Origin of the sequence: Allobosea sp. BK604 (assembly GCF_004341515.1) — a bacterium.
GTDB lineage: Bacteria > Pseudomonadota > Alphaproteobacteria > Rhizobiales > Beijerinckiaceae > Allobosea.
The window spans coordinates 195,571-216,133 of sequence record NZ_SLZF01000014.1; the positions used below are offsets into that span (position 1 = coordinate 195,571).

15 protein-coding genes are annotated in these 20,563 nt (G+C 67.4%); 10 read left to right on the forward strand and 5 right to left on the reverse strand.

Annotated features, from left to right (window positions below):
* Positions 1 to 86: 86 nt before the first annotated feature.
* Positions 87 to 3,653 (reverse strand): PAS domain-containing hybrid sensor histidine kinase/response regulator, encoded by a 3,567-nt coding sequence (locus EV560_RS32950; protein ID WP_131860085.1) that lies wholly within the window; start codon positions 3,651 to 3,653, stop codon positions 87 to 89.
* A 273-nt stretch (positions 3,654 to 3,926) separates the two neighbouring features.
* Between EV560_RS32950 and mscL the strand changes: the two genes are divergently transcribed.
* The 3 genes from mscL to EV560_RS32965 all read left to right on the forward strand — a co-directional run bounded on the left by mscL (position 3,927) and on the right by EV560_RS32965 (position 6,861).
* Positions 3,927 to 4,346, forward strand: a complete 420-nt coding sequence (gene mscL, locus EV560_RS32955; RefSeq protein ID WP_131860086.1) for a large conductance mechanosensitive channel protein MscL — start codon at positions 3,927 to 3,929, stop codon at positions 4,344 to 4,346.
* Positions 4,347 to 4,468: 122 nt separating this feature from the next.
* Positions 4,469 to 5,656 (forward strand): pyridoxal phosphate-dependent aminotransferase, encoded by a 1,188-nt coding sequence (locus EV560_RS32960; RefSeq protein WP_131860087.1) that lies wholly within the window; start codon positions 4,469 to 4,471, stop codon positions 5,654 to 5,656.
* A gap of 137 nt (positions 5,657 to 5,793) precedes the next feature.
* On the forward strand, positions 5,794 to 6,861 hold the full coding sequence (locus tag EV560_RS32965) for an AbrB family transcriptional regulator (RefSeq protein ID WP_131860088.1): 1,068 nt from the start codon (positions 5,794 to 5,796) through the stop codon (positions 6,859 to 6,861).
* Between the two features lie 226 nt (positions 6,862 to 7,087).
* Here EV560_RS32965 and EV560_RS32970 read toward each other — a convergent pair whose 3' ends face one another.
* The 3 genes from EV560_RS32970 to EV560_RS32980 form a co-directional block, all read right to left on the reverse strand.
* Entirely contained in the window at positions 7,088 to 8,677 is a 1,590-nt protein-coding gene (locus tag EV560_RS32970; protein WP_131860089.1) for an ABC transporter substrate-binding protein, read from the reverse strand.
* Between the two features lie 102 nt (positions 8,678 to 8,779).
* On the reverse strand, positions 8,780 to 9,718 hold the full coding sequence (locus EV560_RS32975; RefSeq protein ID WP_131860090.1) for an SMP-30/gluconolactonase/LRE family protein: 939 nt from the start codon (positions 9,716 to 9,718) through the stop codon (positions 8,780 to 8,782).
* Positions 9,719 to 9,805: 87 nt separating this feature from the next.
* The gene (locus EV560_RS32980; protein WP_131860091.1) at positions 9,806 to 10,711 is read right to left on the reverse strand and encodes a LysR family transcriptional regulator; all 906 of its coding nucleotides are present in this window, start codon (positions 10,709 to 10,711) and stop codon (positions 9,806 to 9,808) included.
* A 136-nt stretch (positions 10,712 to 10,847) separates the two neighbouring features.
* On the opposite strand from EV560_RS32980, the gene EV560_RS32985 reads away from it, so the two are divergent.
* The 3 genes from EV560_RS32985 (at position 10,848) to glcF (ending at position 14,993) form a co-directional block, all read left to right on the forward strand.
* Positions 10,848 to 12,284, forward strand: a complete 1,437-nt coding sequence (locus EV560_RS32985) for an FAD-binding oxidoreductase (RefSeq protein ID WP_131860092.1) — start codon at positions 10,848 to 10,850, stop codon at positions 12,282 to 12,284.
* The gene (locus tag EV560_RS32990; protein ID WP_131860093.1) at positions 12,281 to 13,468 is read left to right on the forward strand and encodes an FAD-binding protein; all 1,188 of its coding nucleotides are present in this window, start codon (positions 12,281 to 12,283) and stop codon (positions 13,466 to 13,468) included. The genes EV560_RS32985 and EV560_RS32990 overlap by 4 nt, the downstream gene beginning before the upstream one ends.
* A 130-nt stretch (positions 13,469 to 13,598) precedes the next feature.
* Positions 13,599 to 14,993, forward strand: a complete 1,395-nt coding sequence (gene glcF, locus EV560_RS32995) for a glycolate oxidase subunit GlcF (protein ID WP_131860094.1) — start codon at positions 13,599 to 13,601, stop codon at positions 14,991 to 14,993.
* Between the two features lie 105 nt (positions 14,994 to 15,098).
* Here glcF and EV560_RS33000 read toward each other — a convergent pair whose 3' ends face one another.
* Positions 15,099 to 15,800, reverse strand: coding sequence for a DUF3053 family protein (locus tag EV560_RS33000; protein ID WP_131860095.1), 702 nt, complete (start codon positions 15,798 to 15,800; stop codon positions 15,099 to 15,101).
* A 185-nt stretch (positions 15,801 to 15,985) separates the two neighbouring features.
* Between EV560_RS33000 and hisS the strand changes: the two genes are divergently transcribed.
* The 4 genes from hisS to EV560_RS33020 all read left to right on the forward strand — a co-directional run bounded on the left by hisS (position 15,986) and on the right by EV560_RS33020 (position 20,389).
* Positions 15,986 to 17,527, forward strand: coding sequence for a histidine--tRNA ligase (gene hisS, locus EV560_RS33005; protein WP_131860096.1), 1,542 nt, complete (start codon positions 15,986 to 15,988; stop codon positions 17,525 to 17,527).
* 105 nt (positions 17,528 to 17,632) lie between these two features.
* A complete protein-coding gene (locus EV560_RS33010) occupies positions 17,633 to 18,745 on the forward strand; it encodes an ATP phosphoribosyltransferase regulatory subunit (protein WP_131860097.1) in 1,113 nt (370 codons plus the stop codon).
* Positions 18,742 to 19,716 (forward strand): ATP phosphoribosyltransferase, encoded by a 975-nt coding sequence (gene hisG, locus EV560_RS33015; protein WP_131860098.1) that lies wholly within the window; start codon positions 18,742 to 18,744, stop codon positions 19,714 to 19,716. The genes EV560_RS33010 and hisG overlap by 4 nt, the downstream gene beginning before the upstream one ends.
* Positions 19,717 to 19,900: 184 nt before the next feature.
* Positions 19,901 to 20,389, forward strand: coding sequence for an META domain-containing protein (locus EV560_RS33020; RefSeq protein WP_248312326.1), 489 nt, complete (start codon positions 19,901 to 19,903; stop codon positions 20,387 to 20,389).
* Positions 20,390 to 20,563: the final 174 nt, after the last annotated feature.

Consider the following 20,563-nt stretch of genomic DNA (forward strand, 5'->3'; position numbering starts at 1 on the left):
GCGCAGCGACGAAGCAATCTAGGGGGACTGGGCGCCCGGCCGCTCCTTGGATTGCTTCGCTGCGCTCGCAATGACGGGGGGCGGAGCTACTCCGCCGCCAGCCGCGTCGCCCGCCATTGCGCCAGCAGCGCCCGGAGCGCGCCGGGCTTCAGCGGCTTGTTGAGGATATGGACATCGAAGGCGGCGGCCGTCTCCCGCACCTGCGGCGAGCGGTCGGCGGTGAGCAGGATCGCGGGCAGGGACGAGTTCGTCCGCCCCCGCAGCGCCGCGATCGCGCTCAGGCCGTCGCCATGGTCGAGATGATAATCGGCGATCACGACATCGGGCTGCCTGCCGGGCTTCAGCATGGCGAGCGCCTCGTCGAGGCCCGGCGCGGTCGAGACCTGGCAACCCCAGCCCTCGAGCAGGAGCCGCATGCCGTCGAGAATGGTCGGCTCGTTGTCGATCACCAGCAGCCGCAGCCCGGCGAGCTGGCCTGCCGGTGCCTGGCGCGGCGTGGAGCTGGTCGCCATCGCGGGCAGCGGCGAGGCGCGCGGCACCAGCACCGCGAAGCGCGTGCCGCGGCCCGAGGCGGAGACGAGCGTCAGCTTGTGGTCGAGCGTGCGGGCGATGCGCTCGACGATCGAGAGCCCGAGCCCGAGCCCGCGCGCGATGCGAGCGCCCTGGTCGAGTCTCTGGAATTCGCGGAAGACCGTGCGCTGCTTGCTTTGCGGGATGCCGAGGCCGGTATCGAGCACCTCGACCGAAACCTGCCCGCCGCGCCGGCGGCAGCCGACGAGGACCTTGCCGTTCGGCGTATATTTGATCGCGTTCGAGATCAGGTTCTGCAAGAGCCGCCTGAGCAGGCGCCGGTCCGAGCGCAGGGTGAGACCGCTCGGCACGAAGATCAGCTTGAGGCCCTTCTCCTGGGCGCTCGGCTCGAATTCACGCTGGAGCTGGCGCATCAGTTCGTCGAGCCGGAAGCCGGTCAGTTCCGGCTTCAGCGCGCCGCCATCGAGGCGCGAGATCTCGAGCAGTGCCGTCAGGATCTCCTCGACCGCATCGAGCGAGGCGTCGATATTCTCCGCCAGCTCGGGGCTCGCTCCGGCGCGATCGCGCTCCACCAGCGCCGTGGCATAGAGGCGGGCCGCGTTGAGCGGCTGCAGGATGTCGTGGCTGGCGGCGGCGAGGAAGCGCGTCTTCGAGGCGTTGGCCTCCTCCGCCGCGCCCTTGGCGCGCTGCAGCTCGGTGTTGACGCGCAGCAATTCCTCGGTGCGCTCGGTGACCCGCCGCTCCAGGCTCTCATTGGTGCGCTCGAGCTCCTCATGCGCCGCGACCGATTCGGTAATGTCGGTATAGGTCGTCACCAGGCCGCCATCGGGCAGCGGGTTGGAGCGGATCTCGATCACCTTCTTCGAGGGATAGAGCTTGAGCCGCACAGGCTCGCGATCATTGACGAAGCTCTCGAGCCGCGCCGCCATCAGCTCGTCCTGCTCGCCGTCGCCATAGGCGCCGCGCGCCGCGTTGTAGCGCACGACCTCGTCGAGCCCGGTGCCGAAGCGCACCAGCGATTGCGGCAAGTCGTAGAGCTCGATGAAGGCCTGATTCCAGGCCAGCATGCGCAGGTCGCGGTCGAGCACGGTGATGCCCTGGCCGGCATGGTCGAGCCCGTGCTGCAGGATGTCGCGGTTGTATTGCAGCGCCGCCGAAGCGTCGTCGAGCAGCTTGAAGGCGGCCTCGGTCGAGAGGTTGCGCCGCTTGAGAAGGAGCGACAGCACGAGCCGCGACGAAGCCGCGCCGATGGCCGAGGAGAGCAGATGCTCGCCGAAGCGCAGCATATGGATATCGGCCTCGCGATTGCTGTTCGGCGCCTCGCCGCGCCCGTTCGTGAAACTGTCGAAGGCGCGCTGCGTCCGCTCCTGGCCGAGATAGCGGCCGATCGTCGATTGCAGCTCGGCCTCGGTGACGCTCGAGCGCCAGAGCGAGAAGGACTGCGCCATCGTGGCGCGATCTGATTCGACGAAGGAATTGGCCTGCAGCCGTTCCATCGCGCTGGCGGGCCTGAGCAGGGAGAAGCCGATATAGCAGACGATGTTGAGCCCGAGGCTCCAGAGCACGCCATGCGGCAGCGCCGGCAGGTCGAGCCCGAACAGCGCCTCCGGCCGCAGCGCGGGAATGCCGAGCGGGCCCTTCTCGACCACGTCGCTCCAGACGCTGTCGGGATGGGCGAGGCTCGGGATCAGCAGCGTGTAGGTCCAGGTCACGGTACCGGCGATCAGCCCGGCCGCAGCGCCCAGCGACGTGCCGCGCCGCCAGAGCAATCCGCCGAAAAACGCGGGCGCGATCTGCGCCGTCGCCGCGAAGGAGAGCAGGCCGATCGAGACCAGCGCCGCCTCGCCCGCCGCGCGGTAATAGGCATAGCCGAGCAGGATCACGAGCAGGATGGCGAGGCGGCGGATGACCACGACCTGCGAGCCGAGGTCGCCGCCCATCGTGCCGTTGCTGCGCTGTTTCAGCGTCGCCGTGGCACGGTCCGGGTCGGTGAGCAGGCCGCGCAGCCGCACCATCAGCGGCATGACGAGATGGTTCGAGATCATGATCGCCAGCGCGACCGAGGCGACGATCACCATCGCCGTCGCGGCCGAGAGCCCGCCGATGAAGACGAGCAGTGCCAGCAATCCGGCGCCGTGCTCCAGCGGCAGCAGCAGCACGGTCATGTCCCGGTCGATGTCCGGGCCTGGCATCAGCAGCTCGCCGGCCATGGCGAGCGGCATGACGAAGAGATTGATCAGGATGAGGTAGAGCGGGAACATCCAGGCGGCACGGCGCACGTCGCGCGCATCCCGATTCTCGACGATCGTCATGTGGAACTGCCGCGCCAGCAGCAGCGAGGCGCAGGACGAGAGCAGGGTCAGCGTCAGGAACATCGGCCAGCTCGAGGTCCGGTCCCAGATCGGCAGTCCGCCATCCGGCGGCTTCGACGCCTTGGCGATCAGGTCGCCGGCGCCGTCGAACAGGCCATAGGCAACGAAGAATCCCAGCACGAGGAAGGCGATCAGCTTGACCACGGATTCGGCCGCGATCGCCAGCACGAGCCCGTCCTGATGTTCGGTTGCGTCGATATGCCTGGTGCCAAAGGCGCAAGCGAAGCCGGCGAGCACCATGGCGACGAGGAAGGCGAGGTCGCTCAACACCGGCACGTCCGGCGTCAGCGCCCGTCCGCCGGTCGCGGTGAGGAAGACCGAGAGCGAATTGGCGACCGCCTTCAATTGCAGCGCGATATAGGGCAGGGCGCCGATGACGGCGACGAGGCAGACCAGCGCCGCCACGCGCTCGCTCTTGCCGTAGCGCGCGCCGACGAAATCGGCCACCGAGGTGATGTTCTGGGATTTCGCGATCTCGACGATCCGCGCGACGAAGCGATGGCCGAGTCCGATGACCAGGATCGGCCCGACATAGATGCCGAGGAAGTCGAAGCCGGCGCTATCGGCGAAGCCGACCGAGCCGTAGAAGGTCCAGGACGTGCAATAGACCCCGAGCGCCAGCGCATAGATCGTGGTGCGGGCTCGCCCGGTCATCAGCCGCCGGCCCGAGGTGTCGGCGACATGCGCGATCGCGAACAGCACGCAGAGATAGCCGAGCGCGGCCAGAATGACGGACCAGGTGGGGATCATCTTGTCTCCATGGCCGAAAGCTTAGCGCAGGAACTTGGCGAGCGCGATGCGGCTTTCGGCCGGTGCCTGTGGCTAACTCCTTGGACCACAGGCCGATTTGAGCGGCGGAACAACCGCGCCGGCGCCGCGGCACCTGCAAGTATTGCCGGTGAAAACAGGAACCAATTCGTCCGCTTCGCTCTTCTAACCTGCGTCGCTCTCCACTAGCCTGCGCTATCGCCGCTGCCAGCCGGGCAGCCGTGAAGCCGACCGTTCGAAGAGAAGGGGCCGAGAATGCTGAAGGAATTCAAAGAATTCGCAATGAAGGGCAACGTCCTCGACCTCGCCATCGGCGTGGTCATCGGCGCGGCCTTCGGCAGGATCGTCGACTCGCTGGTCGGCGACCTGATCATGCCGATCTTCGGTGCGATCGGCGGTCTCGATTTCTCCAACTACTTCCTCGGCCTGAACAGCGCCGTCACCAGCCCGGTCCTCGCCGATGCCAAGAAGCAGGGCGCCGTCTTCGCCTATGGCAACTTCATCACCGTCGGGATCAATTTCGTGATCATCGCGGTGGCGCTCTTCCTCGTGGTCAAGCTGATCAACCGGGTACGGCGCGCCGAGAAGGTCACGGACGACGCGCCCAAGCCCAAGCCGGACGATGTCCTGCTGCTCGCCGAGATCCGCGACCTGCTGAAGCAGCGGCCGATGTGACGTTTCGTCGATCCGTCGCGGTCGATTCATCAGCGCGACAGATCGACCCGATCTCGTGATTTCATGCCTCCCGCCGCCGGCTTCGGCTAAAGGGGAGGCAGTAAACCATGAGGGCGAGCTCCATGACGACAACGCTGCCGGGCGAAGGCCTGATCGCCGATTTGCGGCCTGAGGCCCGCAATGCACCCGAGAGCGGCATCGTCGAGGTGATGAACCATGGCCGGCTCAGGCCGGGGCTGATTCCGCTCTGGGTCGGCGAGGGCGACCTGCCTACGCCGGACTTCATCATGCGCGCCGCGCAGAAGTCGCTGCTCGACGGCGAGACCTTCTACACCTGGCAGCGCGGCATCCCGGAACTGCGCGAGGCGCTCGCCCGATACCACACCCGCCTCTACGGCCAGCCCTTCTCGGCGGAGCGCTTCTTCGTCACCGGCTCGGGCATGCAGTCGGTCCAGATCGCGGTGCGCATGCTCGCCGGCCCCGGCGACGAGTTGATCATCCCGACCCCGGCCTGGCCGAATTTCGTCGCGGCCATCGAGGTCGGCGGCGCCAAGGCCGTCTGCGTGCCGATGGATCTCGACCAGGGCCGCTTCACGCTCGATCTCGACAAGCTCGCGGCCGCGATCACGCCGAGGACGCGCGCGCTGATCATCAACTCGCCTGCCAACCCGACCGGCTGGACCGCGACCAGGGACGAGATGGCGGCGCTGCTCGCGCTCGCCCGCAAGCACGGCATCTGGATCGTCGCCGACGAGATCTATGGCCGCTTCATCTATAATGGCGAGGCGCGCGCCGCCTCCTTCCACGATGTGATGGAGGAGGAGGATCGCGTGCTCTTCCTCCAGACCTTCTCGAAGAACTGGGCCATGACCGGCTGGCGCATGGGCTGGATCGAGGCGCCGCCCGCCTTCGGCCAGATCATCGAGAACCTGATCCAGTATTCGACCTCGGGCTCGCCGGTCTTCATCCAGCGCGCCGGCGTCGCGGCGCTCGACGAGGGCGAGTCCTTCGTCGCCGAGCAGATCGCCCGCGCTGCGCAGGGCCGCAAGATCGTCTCCGAGGGCCTGAAGGCGACCAACCGCGTCTCGCTCTCGGCGCCGGACGGCGCCTTCTACCAGTTCTTCAGCGTCGATGGCCGGGTCGATTCGCGCGCGCTCGCCGTCGAGCTGGTCGACACGGCCAATGTCGGCCTCGCGCCGGGCACGGCCTTCGGCCCGGGCGGCGAGACCGGCCTGCGCCTCTGCTTCGCCCGCAAGGCCTCGGACCTGACCGAGGCCGTGGCGCGGCTGCAGCGGGCGCTCGCGGCCTGAACGACGCCAGTGTGACCTTCACGCAAGGCCGCCCTGCGTGCGCGGGGCGGCAAGCCGTTTGACCGGGGCGGGCAGGGCGTTCATTGAACGCCCATCCGTTTTCATCCCGCGCCGTGCCGGTGCGTCCCCCGCAAGACATGGCCATTCCGAGTTTCATTCCCTATCGGCTGAGGACGCTTTCGGGCGAGGCCCTCGTCATCGGCTGCGCCGCCATCGGCGGGGCGCTGTTCACGCTGCTCAACGTGCCCGCCGCCTGGCTTTCGGGCTCGATGCTGCTGGTCTCCGTCCTCGGCGTCACCACGCGGCTGCCGGACCTGCGCAAGCCCTGGTTCGATTCGACCATGGTCATGTCGGGCACCCTGATCGGCTCCTCGGCGACGCCGGAGGCGCTGGCCGCGACGGCGCGCTATCCGGGCTCGCTGCTCGTGCTGCTGCTCGGCATGGTCGCCATCATGGTCACGACCGGAGCCTATCTGCGCTATGTCGCGCGCTGGTCCTGGATCGACTCGCTGCTCGCCGCCGCCCCCGGCGCGCTCTCGACCGTGATCGCCGTGGCGCAGTCCAAGGGCGCCAATATCGGCCGCATCGCCGCGATCCAGCTCTTCCGCATCCTCGTCCTGGTCGCGGTGCTGCCCAGCATCATGACCCTCTCTGGCGGCGGCGGGACCGGCGCTCCGCCGGCCGTCGCGATCGCCAGCCTCCAGGATTCCACGATCGCGCTCGGTTGCGGCCTCCTTGCCGGGCTCGTCTTCGAGCGGCTCGGCATCACCGCCCCCTTCATCCTCGGCGCGACCCTGTCGAGTTCGATCCTGCATGGTTCGGGCGTGATCCAGGGTACCTTGCCGCCGGAGATTGCGACCGCGGTCATGATCATGCTCGGGGCGGCGATGGGCGGGCGTGTCTCGAACCTCAAGCGCGGCGAGCTCGCCGCGCTGTTCCCGCTGGCGATCGGCGGCTTTGCCGTTTCGATGATCGTCGCCTTCGCTTTCGCCTGGCCGGCGGCCTGGCTCGCCGGCGTGCCCTATGCCAATGCCATGGCGGCCTTCGCGCCCGGCGGGCTCGAGGCGATGGCGATGCTCGCCTTCGCCATGGGGCTCGATCCGCTCTATGTCGGCGCGCACCATCTGACGCGGTTCATGGTGCTCGGTCTCGCCATGCCCTTCCTGCTGGCCTGGATGAAACCGGAGCCGCCGGCGAAGGATTAGAGCATCGGACCGAAAAGTGGAATCCACTTTTCGGGCAAATCCGATGCCAGATCAAAGGGATAGATCGCCATTTCGCGTACGGAAGGACGCGCGGCGATCTAGCGCGTCTTTATCCCTCGTATTGCGACGGAACATCAGCGACATCGTCGCTGCTTTCACCCTCAACGTCATCCCGGCCGAAGCAAAGCGGAGCGCCGGGATGACGGAGTGAAATTGCCGGACTCGCTCAGTCCACGCCGAGCGTGGTCAGGTCCTGGAACCAATGCTGCGCCAGCGTGAACTTCTTCACCTTGGGCGAGAGCGCATGCGGGTTGGTGTCGTGTACCACCCAAACAAGCACCGCGTCGTCGACGATCTGCGCATGCGCCTTGGCCAGCAGCTCGTCCTGCTTGGCGACATCGAAGGTCTTCATCGCTTCGTTCAGGTAGCCATCGACCACCGGGCTCGCGTAAGTGCCCCAGTTCACCCCGGTCGGCGCGACCTGGCTGGAATGGAAGAAGCGGATGATCGCGTAGAGCGGGTCCGAGGTCACATAGGCGATGTTGTTCGAGGTGATGCCGGCATTCATCTCGTCCTTCGCGCCCTTGCGCCAATGGGTGTAGAGCACCTCGAGTTCGACCACCTTGAACTCGATCTCGATGCCGACATCCTTGAGGTTCTGCTGGATGAACTCGTTCATCGGCAAAGAGAGCATCTGGCCGGTGCCGCCCTGCGCGATCACGAAGGTGGCCTTCAGCGGCTTGGCCGGGGAATAGCCGGCCTCGGCAACCAGTTTCTTCGCAGCTTCCGGATCGTACTTGATCGAGAATGAGGGCTTGCCGAACCAGGGGCTCGCCGGATCGACCTGGCCGACGGCGGGCTTGGCGAGACCGTTCATCAGCGCGACGATGCCCTCGCGGTCGATGGCGAGGTTCATCGCCTTGCGCAAGCGCACATCGGTCCAGGGCGAGCCGGGCGCCACGCTGAGATGGTAGTTCCAGACATGCGGCGTGACGTTCTCGACGATCTTCATGCCTGCCGACTTGAGCTGCGGCACGGTGTCGGGGGCCGGGGTCTCGATCAGGTCGACCTGGCCGGAGATCAGCGCGTTGGTGCGCGACAGCACCTCGGGCATCGGGATCAGGACCAGCTTGTCGACCTTGGCGAGCCGGCTCCTGTTCCAATAGTCCTGGTTCTTGCTGAGTTCCGCCAGCTCTCGCGGCACGAGCCTGGTCAGCTTGAACGGGCCGGTGCCCGAAGGCTGCTGGGCGAACTTGTCCCAATCGCGCCCGAGCTTCTCGTATTGCGCCGGGCTCGACACCAGGAACCAGAGCATCTGATAGGGGAAGAAGGAATCGACCACCTTGGTGGTGATCTCAACGGTCTTGCCGTCGATCTTGCGGTAGCTCACGACCGAGGGCAGGCGCGGCCTCACCTGGGCCGACTGGCGCCGGTCGTAATGTGGCGCCTTCTCGTTCAGCACCTTCTCCAGGTTCCAGATCACCGCGTCGGCGTCGAAGGCGCTGCCATCGTGGAATGTCACGCCCTCGCGCAGCGTGAACAGCCATTTCGTCGGGTCGGCGGGGTCGACCTTCCACTCGGTCGCCAGCCCCGGCACCAGCTTGCCCGGTCGGTCGGCGACATCCATCTCCCACGCGACCAGTGGGTCGTAGAGCGTATAGCCCGTGAACTTGTAGGCGCCGGCGCCGCGATCGGGCTGGCCGGAGGTCAGCGGGATGTCGGCCAGCGAGATGCCGTAGCGGACGACCGATTCCGCCTTGGCCCAGCTGGTCAAGGATAAGGCGAGGAACGCCGATACTGCCAAGCGTTTGAACATGAAGGAGCACCCTTTGAGGACGATGCTCCTTCGTCAGCAAGCGGTATGCCAGACACCAGCCGATGAACCGACTGTGATCGGCCGCTTCAGCTGCAGCTGCTGTTACCGCTTCGGCCAGGTCGCGCCGTTGGTATGCGTCATCACCGCGTAGAGCGAGGTCGTGCCGCAGATGAAGAGGCGGTTCAGCTTCGGCCCGCCCCAGGCGACGTTTGCGACGGTCTCGGGAATGCGCACCTTGCCGATCAGCGTGCCGTCCGGATCATAGACATGCACGCCGTCATTGGCGCTGCTCCAGAGCCGGCCGGTCGCATCGAAGCGGAAGCCGTCGAACAGCCCGGCGGTGCAGGTGGCGAAGACCTCCGACTTGCCGAGCGCCGTGCCGTCCTTGGTCAGCGCGACCTTGCGGATATGGCGCGGCCCCTTGTCCGGATCATGGCTCGCGCCGGTATCGGCGATGTAGAGCGCATTTTCATCGGGCCCGAAGGCGAGCCCGTTCGGCTTGACGAAATCATCGGCGACGATCGCGAGCGTGCCGCTTTGCGGGTCGATGCGATAGACATTGCAGCGGCCGATCTCGCTCTCGGCCTTGTCGCCCTCATAGTCGCTGCCGATGCCGTAATCGGGATCGGTGAACCAGATCGAGCCGTCCGACTTGACCACGACGTCGTTGGGCGAGTTCAGCCGCTTGCCCTGCCAATGGCTGGCGAGCACGGAGACCGAGCCGTCATGCTCGGTGCGGGTCACCTGCCGCCCGCCGTGCTCGCAGGTGACGAGCCTTCCCTCCAGGTCGACGGTGTTGCCGTTGGAGTTCCGCGCCGGCTGGCGGAAAGTGCCGACATGGCCGGTCGCTTCGTCGTAGCGCAGCATCCGGTCGTTCGGGATGTCGGACCAGACCAGCGTGCGATGCGCCGGGAACCAGGCCGGCCCTTCCGCCCAGCGCGAGCCGGTCCAGAGCCGCTCGATCCGCGCCGAGCCCGGCACGATACGGTGGAAACGCGGGTCGTAAACCTCGACCCCGGTGCCTTCGATCACGCCGAACATCTCTTTCCTCCCTGATTGGGGGCGGACAATCGGCGATTGTTTGGAGGTCAGCAAGATGGTGAGGCGCGGGAGGTCCCCGCGCTTTTCTCAAAGATCGAGCCCCGCATCCCAATACGGCGTCGCCCCATAGAGCTCGGCCAGATAATCGACGAACACACGGACCTTCTGCTCCATGTGCCGCCGGCTCGGATAGACCGCGTAGACCGCGACGCGCTTGCCGCCCGAATAATCCGGCAGCACATGCACGAGCTGGCCCGATTTGAGCTCCGGCCCGACATCCCAGGTCGAACGCAGGGCGATGCCGACGCCGCCGAGCAGCGCTTCGCGCACCACCTCGCTCGAATTCGTCCTGAGCGGCCCGGTGACGGCGACATTGACCGGCCCGGACGGGCCGTCGAGCCGCCATTGGTCGGCGTTATGGGCGATCAGCGTGTGCTGGGCCAACTCCTCGACGCTGCCGGGCAGGCCGCGTTCCGCGACATAGCTCGGCGTCGCACAGAGCACGCGATGATTCGGCGCCAGCCTTTTTGCGACGAGGCTCGAATCCTGCAAGTCGGCGATCCTGACCGCGAGATCGAATCCCTCGCCGATAATGTCGACGAAGGCATCGGTCAGGATCAGGTCGACCGTGACCATCGGGTTGGCGTCGAGGAAGGGTTTCAGGTGCGGCGCGATATGCAGCCGCCCGAACGAGGTCGGGGCCGAGACTCGCAAGGTCCCGCGCGCCTGACCCGAGCCGCTCGCAACCCAGGCTTCGGCATCCTCGATCGAGGCCAGGATCGAGACGACGCGCTCGTAGAAGCCCTGGCCGGCCTCGGTCAGCGAGAGCTGCCGCGTCGTGCGCTGGAGCAGGCGCACGCCGAGCCGCTCTTCCAGCCTGCGGATGCGTTTCGAGATCACCGCCGGCGAGAGCTTCAGCTCGCGCCCGGCCGCCGACATGCTTTTCGCCGTGACGACATGGGCGAAGACGTCGAGATCGCCGAACCGGTCCATGCTTCCCCCAGTTTTTCTCTTTGGGAAATAATCATGGCCTTTAGCCACGCTGCAAGCGAGTTCGAATTGCTCTAACCTATTGGCAAAGAGCGGGCTATGAGCAAACTGACCCCGCCGCGCCTCGAGGAGATCCAGCATGAGCGCCATCGCGTTCCCCATTCCGCGGGCCGATATCCTGGCGCGGCGCGACGAGATCATCGCCGGGCTGAAGCCGTTGGTCGCGGCGGAGGCGCTGATCACCTCCGACGACGAGCGCCGCCCCTACGAGACCGACGCGCTGACCGCCTATCGCCGCATGCCGCTCGCCGTCGTGCTGCCCTCGACCACGCAGGAGGTCGCGGCGGTTCTGTCCTATTGCCGCGAGCAGGGTGTGCCGGTCGTGCCGCGCGGGGCGGGGACCTCGCTTGCCGGCGGTGCGATCCCGCAGGAGGACGCCATCGTCATCGGCGTCTCCAAGATGAACCGCATCCTCGAGATCGACTATGCCAACCGCGTCGCCAAGGTGCAGGCCGGCGTCACCAATCTCGCCGTCACCGGCGCGGTCTCGGCCGAGGGCTTCTTCTATGCGCCCGACCCGTCCTCCCAGCTCGCCTGCTCGATCGGCGGCAATATCGGCATGAACTCGGGCGGCGCCCATTGCCTGAAATACGGCGTCACCACCAACAACGTGCTCGGCGTCACGCTGGTTATGCTCGATGGCAGCATCGTCGAGATCGGCGGCGCCCATCTCGATGCGCCCGGCCTCGACCTGCTTGGCCTGATCGTCGGCTCGGAAGGCCAGCTCGGCATCGTCACCGAGGCGACCGTGCGCATCCTGCGTTCGGCCGAGGGCGCGCGCCCGGTGCTCTTCGGCTTCCCGACCAGCGAGGAGGCCGGCGCCGCCGTCGCCGCGATCATCGCCGCCGGCATCATCCCGGTCGCGATGGAGTTCATGGACAAGCCTGCCATCGAGATCTGCGAGGCCTTCGCCAAGGCCGGCTACCCGATGGATGTCGAGGCTCTGCTGATCATCGAGGTCGAGGGCTCCGACGAGGAGATGGACGCCCAGCTCGCCCGCATCGTCGCCATCGCGCGCGAGCACAACGTCAAGCGGGTCAAGGAGAGCAAGTCGGCCATGGAGACGGCCGCGATCTGGAAGGGCCGCAAATCGGCCTTCGGCGCCACCGGGCGCATCGCCGACTATATCTGCATGGACGGCACCATCCCGACCGGGCAACTGCCCTTCGTGCTCCGGCGCATGGACGAGATCATCAAGGGCTATGGCCTGCGCGTCGCCAATGTCTTCCATGCCGGCGACGGCAACCTGCACCCGCTGATCCTCTACAACTGCAACGATCCGGTCGAAGCGCAGAAGGCCGAGGATGCCGGCAACGACATCCTCAAGCTCTGCGTCGAGGTCGGTGGCTGCCTCACCGGCGAGCACGGCGTCGGCATCGAGAAGCGCGACCTGATGAATGTCCAGTTCAACCCGGAGGACCTCGCCCAGCAGATGCGCGTGCGCGCGGTCTTCGACGGCCAATGGCTCTTGAACCCGGCCAAGGTCTTCCCGCTCGAAGGCAGGATCGCCGCGTGACCATCCATACTCCCACGACCGAAGCCCAGGCCTGCGCGGTCGTCGCCTCCATCGTCGCGACCGGCATACCGCTCAGCATCCGCGGCGGCGGCACGCGCTCGGGCCTCGGCCGCCCGATCCAGGTCGTCAGCACGCTCTCCAGCGCGGGGCTCACCGGCATCACGCTCTACGAACCGGCCGAGATGGTGATCGCCGCGCGCGCCGGCACCCCGCTGTCGCTGGTGCAGGAGACCTTGGCGGAGCGCGGCCAGATGCTGCCCTTCGAGCCGATGGACCATCGCCCGCTGCTCGGCACCACCGGCGAGCCGACCATCGGCGCGGTCGCGGCCGGCAACATCTCCGGCCCGCGCCGCATCAATGCCGGCGCCGCGCGCGACTCGCTGATCGGCATCCGGCTGATCAATGGCCGCGGCGAGGCGATCAAGTCGGGGGGGCGCGTGATGAAGAACGTCACCGGCCTCGACCTGGTGAAGCTCGTCGCCGGCAGCCATGGCACGCTCGGCTTCCTCACCGAGGTCACCTTCCGTGTGCTGCCCAAGCCGGAGCGCATCGCCACGCTCACTTGGCAAGGCCTAGCCGATGATGCCGCCATCGCGCTGCTCTCGGCCGCGCTCGGCTCGCCCTTCGAGCCGATGGCGGCAGCGCATCTGCCGGCCGGCATCGGTGCCGAGCATGCCCGTACCGTGCTGCGCCTGGAGAATTTTTCCGACTCGATCGACTACCGCGGCAAGGCGCTGGCCGAACTGTTCAGCCGCAACGGCCAGCCCCAGCAGAGCGAAGGCTCGGCCTCGGAGGCGCTCTGGGCCGAGATCCGTGACGCCAGCTTCTTCGCCGGCACGCAGGAGGCGGTCTGGCGGCTCTCGCTCGCCCCGGGCAACGGTCCGCGCGCCACAGCCGCGATTGCCAGGGCCGTGCCGCAGGCGCGCTGGTTCTACGATTGGGGCGGCGGCCTGGTCTGGCTCGCGGTTCCCGCCGAGGGCGATGCCGGCGCGGCCGCGATCCGTGCGGCGATCAGGCCGCTCGGCGGCCATGCCACGCTGGTGCGCGCGCCCGATGCGGTCCGCGCCGCAGTCCCGGTTTTCGAGCCGCTCTCCGAGCCGCTCATGCGGGTCAGCGCCGGCATCAAGCAGAGTTTCGATCCGGCCGGTATTTTCGAGCCCGGCCGGATGTATGCGGGGATTTGACCCGCCTCTTATCGTCATGGTCGGGCTTGTCCCGACCATCCACGTCTCCCCTTCAACCGCGTCGCAAGACGTGGATGCTCGGCACAAGGCCGAGCATGACGGGGAGGGAACCGGATGCGAGCCTTAAGTCATGCAAACCAATTTCACGCCCGAACGTCTCGCCTCCGACCCGCGCATGCCGGCCTCGGAAAAGATCCTGCGCACCTGCGTCCATTGCGGCTTCTGCACCGCGACCTGCCCGACCTATCTCCTGCTCGGCGACGAGCTCGATTCGCCGCGCGGTCGCATCTACCTGATCAAGGACATGCTGGAGAACGGCAAGCCCGCCACCGAGCAGGTGGTGACGCATATCGACCGCTGCCTCTCCTGCCTCTCCTGCATGACGACCTGCCCCTCGGGCGTGAACTACATGCACCTCGTCGACCATGCCCGCGCCCATATCGAGGAGACCTATCAGCGCTCCTGGCATGACCGGCTGCTCAGGCGCGTGCTCGCGGCGGTGCTGCCCTATCCCGACCGCTTCCGCGCCGCGATGCTGGCTGCCCGGATCGGCAAGCCCTTCGCCGGCCTGCTCGGCGCGCTGCCGCTGGTCGGCGAGCGCCTCAAGGCGATGCTCGCGCTGGCGCCCTGGTCACTGCCCGGCCGCTCGGCCTGGGAAGGGCCGCAGAGCTTTCCTGCCGCCGGTGGCGAGGCCCGTGCGAAGCGCGTCGCCATTCTCTCCGGCTGCGCCCAGCCGGTGCTCGATCCCGCCATCAACGAGGCGACGATCCGCCTGCTGACCCGCCACGGCGTCGAGGTCGTGCTGCCGAAGGGAGAGGGCTGCTGCGGCGCGCTCGTCCATCATATGGGCCAGGAGCATGATGCGCTCGCCTTCGCCCGGCGCAATATCGACGCCTGGACGGCCGAGATCGACGTCGAGGGACTCGACGCCATCCTGATCACCGCCTCCGGCTGCGGCACCACGATCAAGGATTACGGCTTCATGTTCCGCAACGAGCCGGCCTATGCCGAGAAGGCAGCCAAGGTCTCCGCGCTCGCCAAGGACATCACCGAATTCGCGGAGACGCTCGAGCTGCGTCATGTTCGCGATCCCGGCTTCCAGATCGCCTATCACTCCGCCTGCTCGATGCAGCACGGCCAGCAGCTCAAGGACGGGCCGAAGCGCCTGCTCGGCGAGGCCGGCTTCAAGGTCAGGGAGGTGCCGGAAGGCCATATCTGCTGCGGCTCGGCCGGCGTCTACAACATCCTCCAGCCCGAGCTCGCCGGCCAGCTGCGCGAGCGCAAGATCGGCAATATCGAGCGGACCAAGCCGCTCATCGTCGCCACCGGCAATATCGGCTGCATGACCCAGCTCGCGAAGGGCTTTGCCGACAAGGGCGCGGCGACGCCGGTGGTCCACACTGCCGAACTGCTCGACTGGACGACGGGCGGCCCGCTTCCGGACAAGCTGGCCCGGGCGGGGATCAAGGATGTGCCCGCCACCGGGCCGCGCCCGCGCAAGGACATGCTCTTCGCGGCCGAATGAGCCCTAAAGCATTTTCGAGCGAAGTGGACACCGGTTCGCGTGAAGAAAATGCGTCAAAACAAATAGATAGAGCATTTCCGCGTTTCGGAGAAACGCGGAAATGCTCTATCCGCCATACATGGCGCTGCGCAGCTTCTGCTGCGCCGCGTTCATCGCCTGCTGCTTGGCGTTCATCGCATTGAGGGCCGCCTGCACCTTGGCCTGGACGGCCGGGTTGGAGATCTGGATCTGCGGGCCGCTGAACTTGATCACGGCCTTGTTCGCCTCGATCAGGTCGGCGAGCGCGAGGATGGTGCCGAAGGTCTCGTCGGTGATCGGGAAGACCTCGCGGAAGGTGCCAACCGGCTGCGTCACCAGCTTGGCATAGGCCTGGCCGTAGACGGGGGCGAGATCCTCGGGCTGCTTCAGCGCCGCGCGTTCCTTGTCGGCCTCGGCGGTGGCGGCATCGAGCGCCTCGCGCATCTTGACGAAGCCCGCCCGCACTGCGGCAAGATCCGCCTTGCGATTGACCACCTCCTCGATCGAGCGCGGCATCGCGCCAGCGAGCGCCTGCTGCATCGGCTTCGCCACCGACTCGTTCATCCGGTCGTGGAAGCGCGGAATGATCGCGTAATGCGCGGCGTATTCGCCAAAGCTCTTCTGCTTTTCCGCGTCCGGTCGGGGCAGGCGCACGCCGGGCTTCGACAGTACATCGGTCTGCAGGAAGGCGATGAACGCCTTGCGCTGGTCGGCCTCGCTCGGGCTGCAGGCAGCGAGCAGCAGGCCGGCGAGCAGCGCGATGATGGTGGAGCGGAACGAGACAGGCATGGGCTTTCCTTTCACGGAGGAGGCTGGAGCCTAGAGCGGCACTGTGACACCGCCTAGCGCGGTCGCGGGAGCCTGTCATGCGGGGCGAAAGCTGGCTTGCGCTTGCCCGCCGCGCCGCAGCGGGCTAACCCCACCCGCAAACCTTTCCGGGCAATCGCCCGCCGCGTCATCGAGAAGTGAAGTCCATGTCGAAGCCCGACAAGCTCAAAGCCCGCCAGCCGCGCGGTTTCGTCGACCGCGGCCCGGCCGACGTCGCCGCGACCGAACGCATGCTCACCGTCATCCGCGAGAGTTTTGCGACCTATGGCTTCGAGCCGGTCGAGACGCCCTTCGTCGAATATACCGACGCGCTCGGCAAATTCCTGCCGGACCAGGACCGGCCCAACGAGGGCGTCTTCTCCTTCCAGGACGATGACGAGCAATGGCTTTCGCTGCGCTATGACCTGACCGCGCCGCTCGCCCGCTATGTCGCCGAGAATTTCGACGCGCTGCCCAAGCCCTATCGCAGCTATCGCGCCGGCTATGTTTTCCGCAACGAGAAGCCGGGTCCGGGCCGCTTCCGCCAGTTCATGCAATTCGATGCCGATATCGTCGGCGCCGGGACGGTCGCAGCCGATGCCGAGATCTGCATGCTCGCGGCCGATACGATGGAGAAGCTCGGCATCAAGCGCGGCGACTATGTCGTCAAGGTCAACAATCGCAAGGTGCTCGACGGCGTCATGGAGGCGATCGGCCTCGGCGGCGAGGAGAATGCCGGGCGCCGGCTGACGGTGCTGCGCGCGATCGACAAGCTCGACAAGTTCGGGCCGGTGGGCGTGCGGCTGCTGCTCGGCGAAGGCCGCAAGGACGAGAGCGGGGATTTCACGAAGGGCGCGGGGCTGAGGGAGGAACAGGCCGACTACATCCTGGCGGTGGTTCAGCACGAGCCGGGTAGCGCCGTTGCCGGCGACGAGGCCGGCAAGACGCCCGAGTGGAACGCGGAGATCAGGCGCAACGCGCTCACCGACGAGGGCTTCGGGGAGCTCGAGGACATCCAGAAGCTCGTTCGCGCCGGCGGCTACGGACCCGACCGCATCAAGATCGACCCGTCGGTCGTCCGCGGCCTCGAATATTACACCGGCCCGGTCTACGAGGTCGAACTCACCTTCCCGGTCACCAATGACGACGGCCAGGTCGTGCGCTTTGGCTCGGTCGCGGGCGGCGGGCGTTACGACGGTCTGGTCGGCCGCTTCCGGCCCGAGCCGGTGCCGGCGACCGGCTTCTCGATCGGCGTGTCCCGGCTCTATTCGGCGCTGAAGGCGGTGAAGTCGCCGCTCGTCGATGCGCGCAACGAACTGCCGCTCGTCGTCGTCACCGCCATGGACAACAAGTCGCCCGAGCACATGCCGGCCTATCAGGCCATGGTTTCGGCCCTGCGCCAGGCGAAGGACGAGGACGGCAAGCAGTTGCTGCGCGCCGACCTCTATCTCGGCTCCTCAGGCTTCAACGCCCAGATGAAATATGCCGACCGCCGCGGCGCCGTCTGCGCGGTGATCCAGGGCTCGTCCGAGCGCGAGGCGGGCACGGTGGTGATCAAGGACCTGATCCTCGGCGCCGAGCTCGCCGCGACGAGCAAGGAGCTGAAGGATTCGGCCGAGCACAAGGCGCGGCAAGCCGAAGCACAGTTCGCCGTCCCGGTGGCGGAGCTGGTCGAGGGGGTGAAGCGGGTGTTGGCTCGTCATGCGTGATCCCTTCTCCCCCGGGGAGAAGGAAAGCCGCTAACCCATTTCCCGAAAAACCATCGAAAATTCGCCGCACCGCTGCTAGGACGGCGCCGCAACAGGACGAATGCCGTGACCGCCACCAGCGCCAGCATCGAGACCGTGATCGCGCTTCTCGCGCGCGAAGGCTATGTGCGCGCCGAGCCGGCGATCCTGCAGCCGGCCGACGTCTTCCTCGATCTCTCCGGCGAGGATATCCGCCGCCGCATCTTCATGACCCAGGATGCCGACGGGCGCGACTGGTGCCTGCGGCCGGAATACACCATTCCCGTCGCGCTCGATCATATCGCCTCGGGCTCGACCGAGCCGGCGGCCTATGCCTATGCCGGGCCGGTCTTCCGCATGCGCTCGCGCGAGCCGGGCGAGTTCGCCCAGGCCGGGATCGAATCCTTCGGCCGTGAGGATTCCACAGCGGCCGATGCCGAGATCATGGCGCTGGCGATCGAGGCGACGGCGGCGCTCGGCCTCGCCCAGCCCCGGATCCTGATGGGTGATGTCGCGCTGTTCGGTGCGCTGCTCGACGGGCTCGCCGTGCCGCGCGCCGCGCGCCGGCGGCTGGTCCGCGCCGTCGTCCAGGGCAGGGGCGCCGATGCCGTCGCCGCGCTCGACCCACCCGCCAATGGCGGCGAGGCGACGCATGCCGGCCTGCTCAAGGCGCTCGAAGGCCAGGATCCCAAGGCAGCCAAGGCCTTCGTCGAGGACGTGCTCTCGATTGCCGGCATCTCGACCGTCGGCGGCCGTTCAGCCGGCGATATCGCTGAGCGCTTCCTGGCCCATGCGGCCGAGCGCGAGAACCCGGTCAACAGTGATGTGAAGGCGGTGCTCGCCCAGGCACTGGCGATCTCGGGCGATCCCGACACGGCCTCGGCCGCGCTGCGCGCGCTCGCCGACCAGGCCGCGCTCGATCTCGGCCGCCAGCTGGACGCCTTCGACGAGCGCACCGGCTTCCTCGCCGTGCGCGGCGTCGATGTCGGCGCGATCTCCTACTCGGCCGGCTTCGCCCGCAATCTCGATTATTATACCGGCTTCATCTTCGAGCTCCATGACGAGCGCCGCGGCGATGGCCGCCCGGTCGCCGGCGGCGGGCGTTACGACACCTTGCTCGAGCGCCTCGGTGCCAAACGGCCGGTCCCGGCCGTCGGCGTCTCGCTCTGGCTCGACCGCCTGGTGGGAGAACCGGCATGAGCGACGCCCCGCTGGTTCTCGCTGTCCCCTCCAAGGGGCGGCTGCAGGAGAACGCCACCGCCTTCTTCGGCCGCGCCGGGCTGAAATTCGTGCAGTCGCGCGGCTCGCGCGACTATCGCGGCACGATCGCCGGCCTGGACGGGGCCGAGGTCGCCTTCCTCTCGGCTTCCGAGATCGTCTCGCAGCTCGCCTCGGGCGCGGCCCATCTCGGCATCACCGGCGAGGACCTGGTGCGCGAGCAGGTCGCCGATGCCGATGCGGCCGTCGAGCTTCTGACCCCGCTCGGCTTCGGCAATGCCAATGTCGTCGTCGCCGTGCCGCAGGCCTGGATCGACGTCCGGACCATGGCCGATCTCGACGATGTCGCCAGCCACATGCGCGCCCGTCAGGGCCGCAAGCTGCGCGTCGCCACCAAATATGTGAATCTGACGCGCCGCTTCTTCGCCGAGCACGGTTTGGCCGATTACCGTATCGTGGAGAGCCTCGGCGCCACCGAGGGCGCGCCGGCCGCGGGCTCGGCCGAGATCATCGTCGACATCACCACGACCGGCTCGACACTCGCCGCCAACGCGCTGAAAATCCTCGACGACGGCGTGATGCTCGCTTCCGAGGCCAATCTCGTCGCCTCCGTGCGCGCGCCGTGGAGCGAGCGGGCGAAGGCTGCTGCGAGCGCCATCCTGTCGCGCATCGCGGCCGAGGAGGAAGCGCGCTCGGTCCGAGAGATCAGGGCGCGGCCGGCCGGCCTGGCGCCGGAGGCCGTCGACGAGCTTGCCACGCGCTTCGGCGCGCGCCTGCCCTTCGGCGGCGCGGGCGAGGGCTGCATCCTCACCATCCATTGCCCGGAGAAGGCGGTCTTCGCTTTGGTCGAGCAGCTTGCGCGCTCCGGCGCGGACGAGATCACGGTCGGTGCACCCGCCTATGTCTTCCGCAAGGCCAATCCGCTGATCGAGCGCCTGCTCAAGCGGATCTGACGGAGCGCGCCGCCTGGCGAGACACGTTCTTCGCCATGCTGCCGGCCCATTCCCCAAGGATATTCAACGCCGCTTCAGGGTTGCGCCATGCATCATCCTGTTGATCTGTGCGCATTTGGGCTCTACGCGCTTCCTTGAGCCCGGATCGTGAAATAGGCTCCCGGGGTTCGGGATGGGTAGAAGAATGATGAATCGACGCCTCGGCTATGCCTCTGTCCTCGCGCTGACGATCGCGCCCATGCTCATCGCCTCGGCGACCACGGCCGAGGCCCAGCGCCGCGGCAGCAACGCGGCGCGCGAGCAGCCTCCGCAACAGGTCCCGCCGCCCGCGCAGCAGGAAAAGAACTTTCCGATGGGCGCCTCCTGGAGCGCCTCCTCGCTGAACGGCAAGCCGATCAACAACATGCGGGCGACCTTCCAGCTCGATGGGAACCTTCGCGGGACCGGCTTCGGCGGCTGCAACACCTTCTCGGCCTCGGCCTATCCGCTGCGCCAGCAGGCCTTTGCCGTCGGGCCGATCGCGCTGACCAAGCGCTCCTGCGATAAGGCTGCACAGGATTTCGAGCGCAGCTTCCTCGTCGCGCTGCGCTCCGCCCGCGCCTGGGATCTGGTCCAGGGCCGGCTCGTGCTCAAGGGCGGCGGCGGCGAGCTGGTCTTCGACCGCGCTCTCTGAGCGGGAACCATCGTCCCGCCACCATCGTCATTGCGAGGAGCGAAACGACGAAGCAATCCAGGGGGTCGTAGAGCGAGCCCCCCTGGCGACTGTGTCTGACGTCAAGTCTTGGAGGGCGGTTTGTCTTGCCATGGCCTGTTCTGGCGGGCCATTGAGCTGAGGGCGACGAGAAGC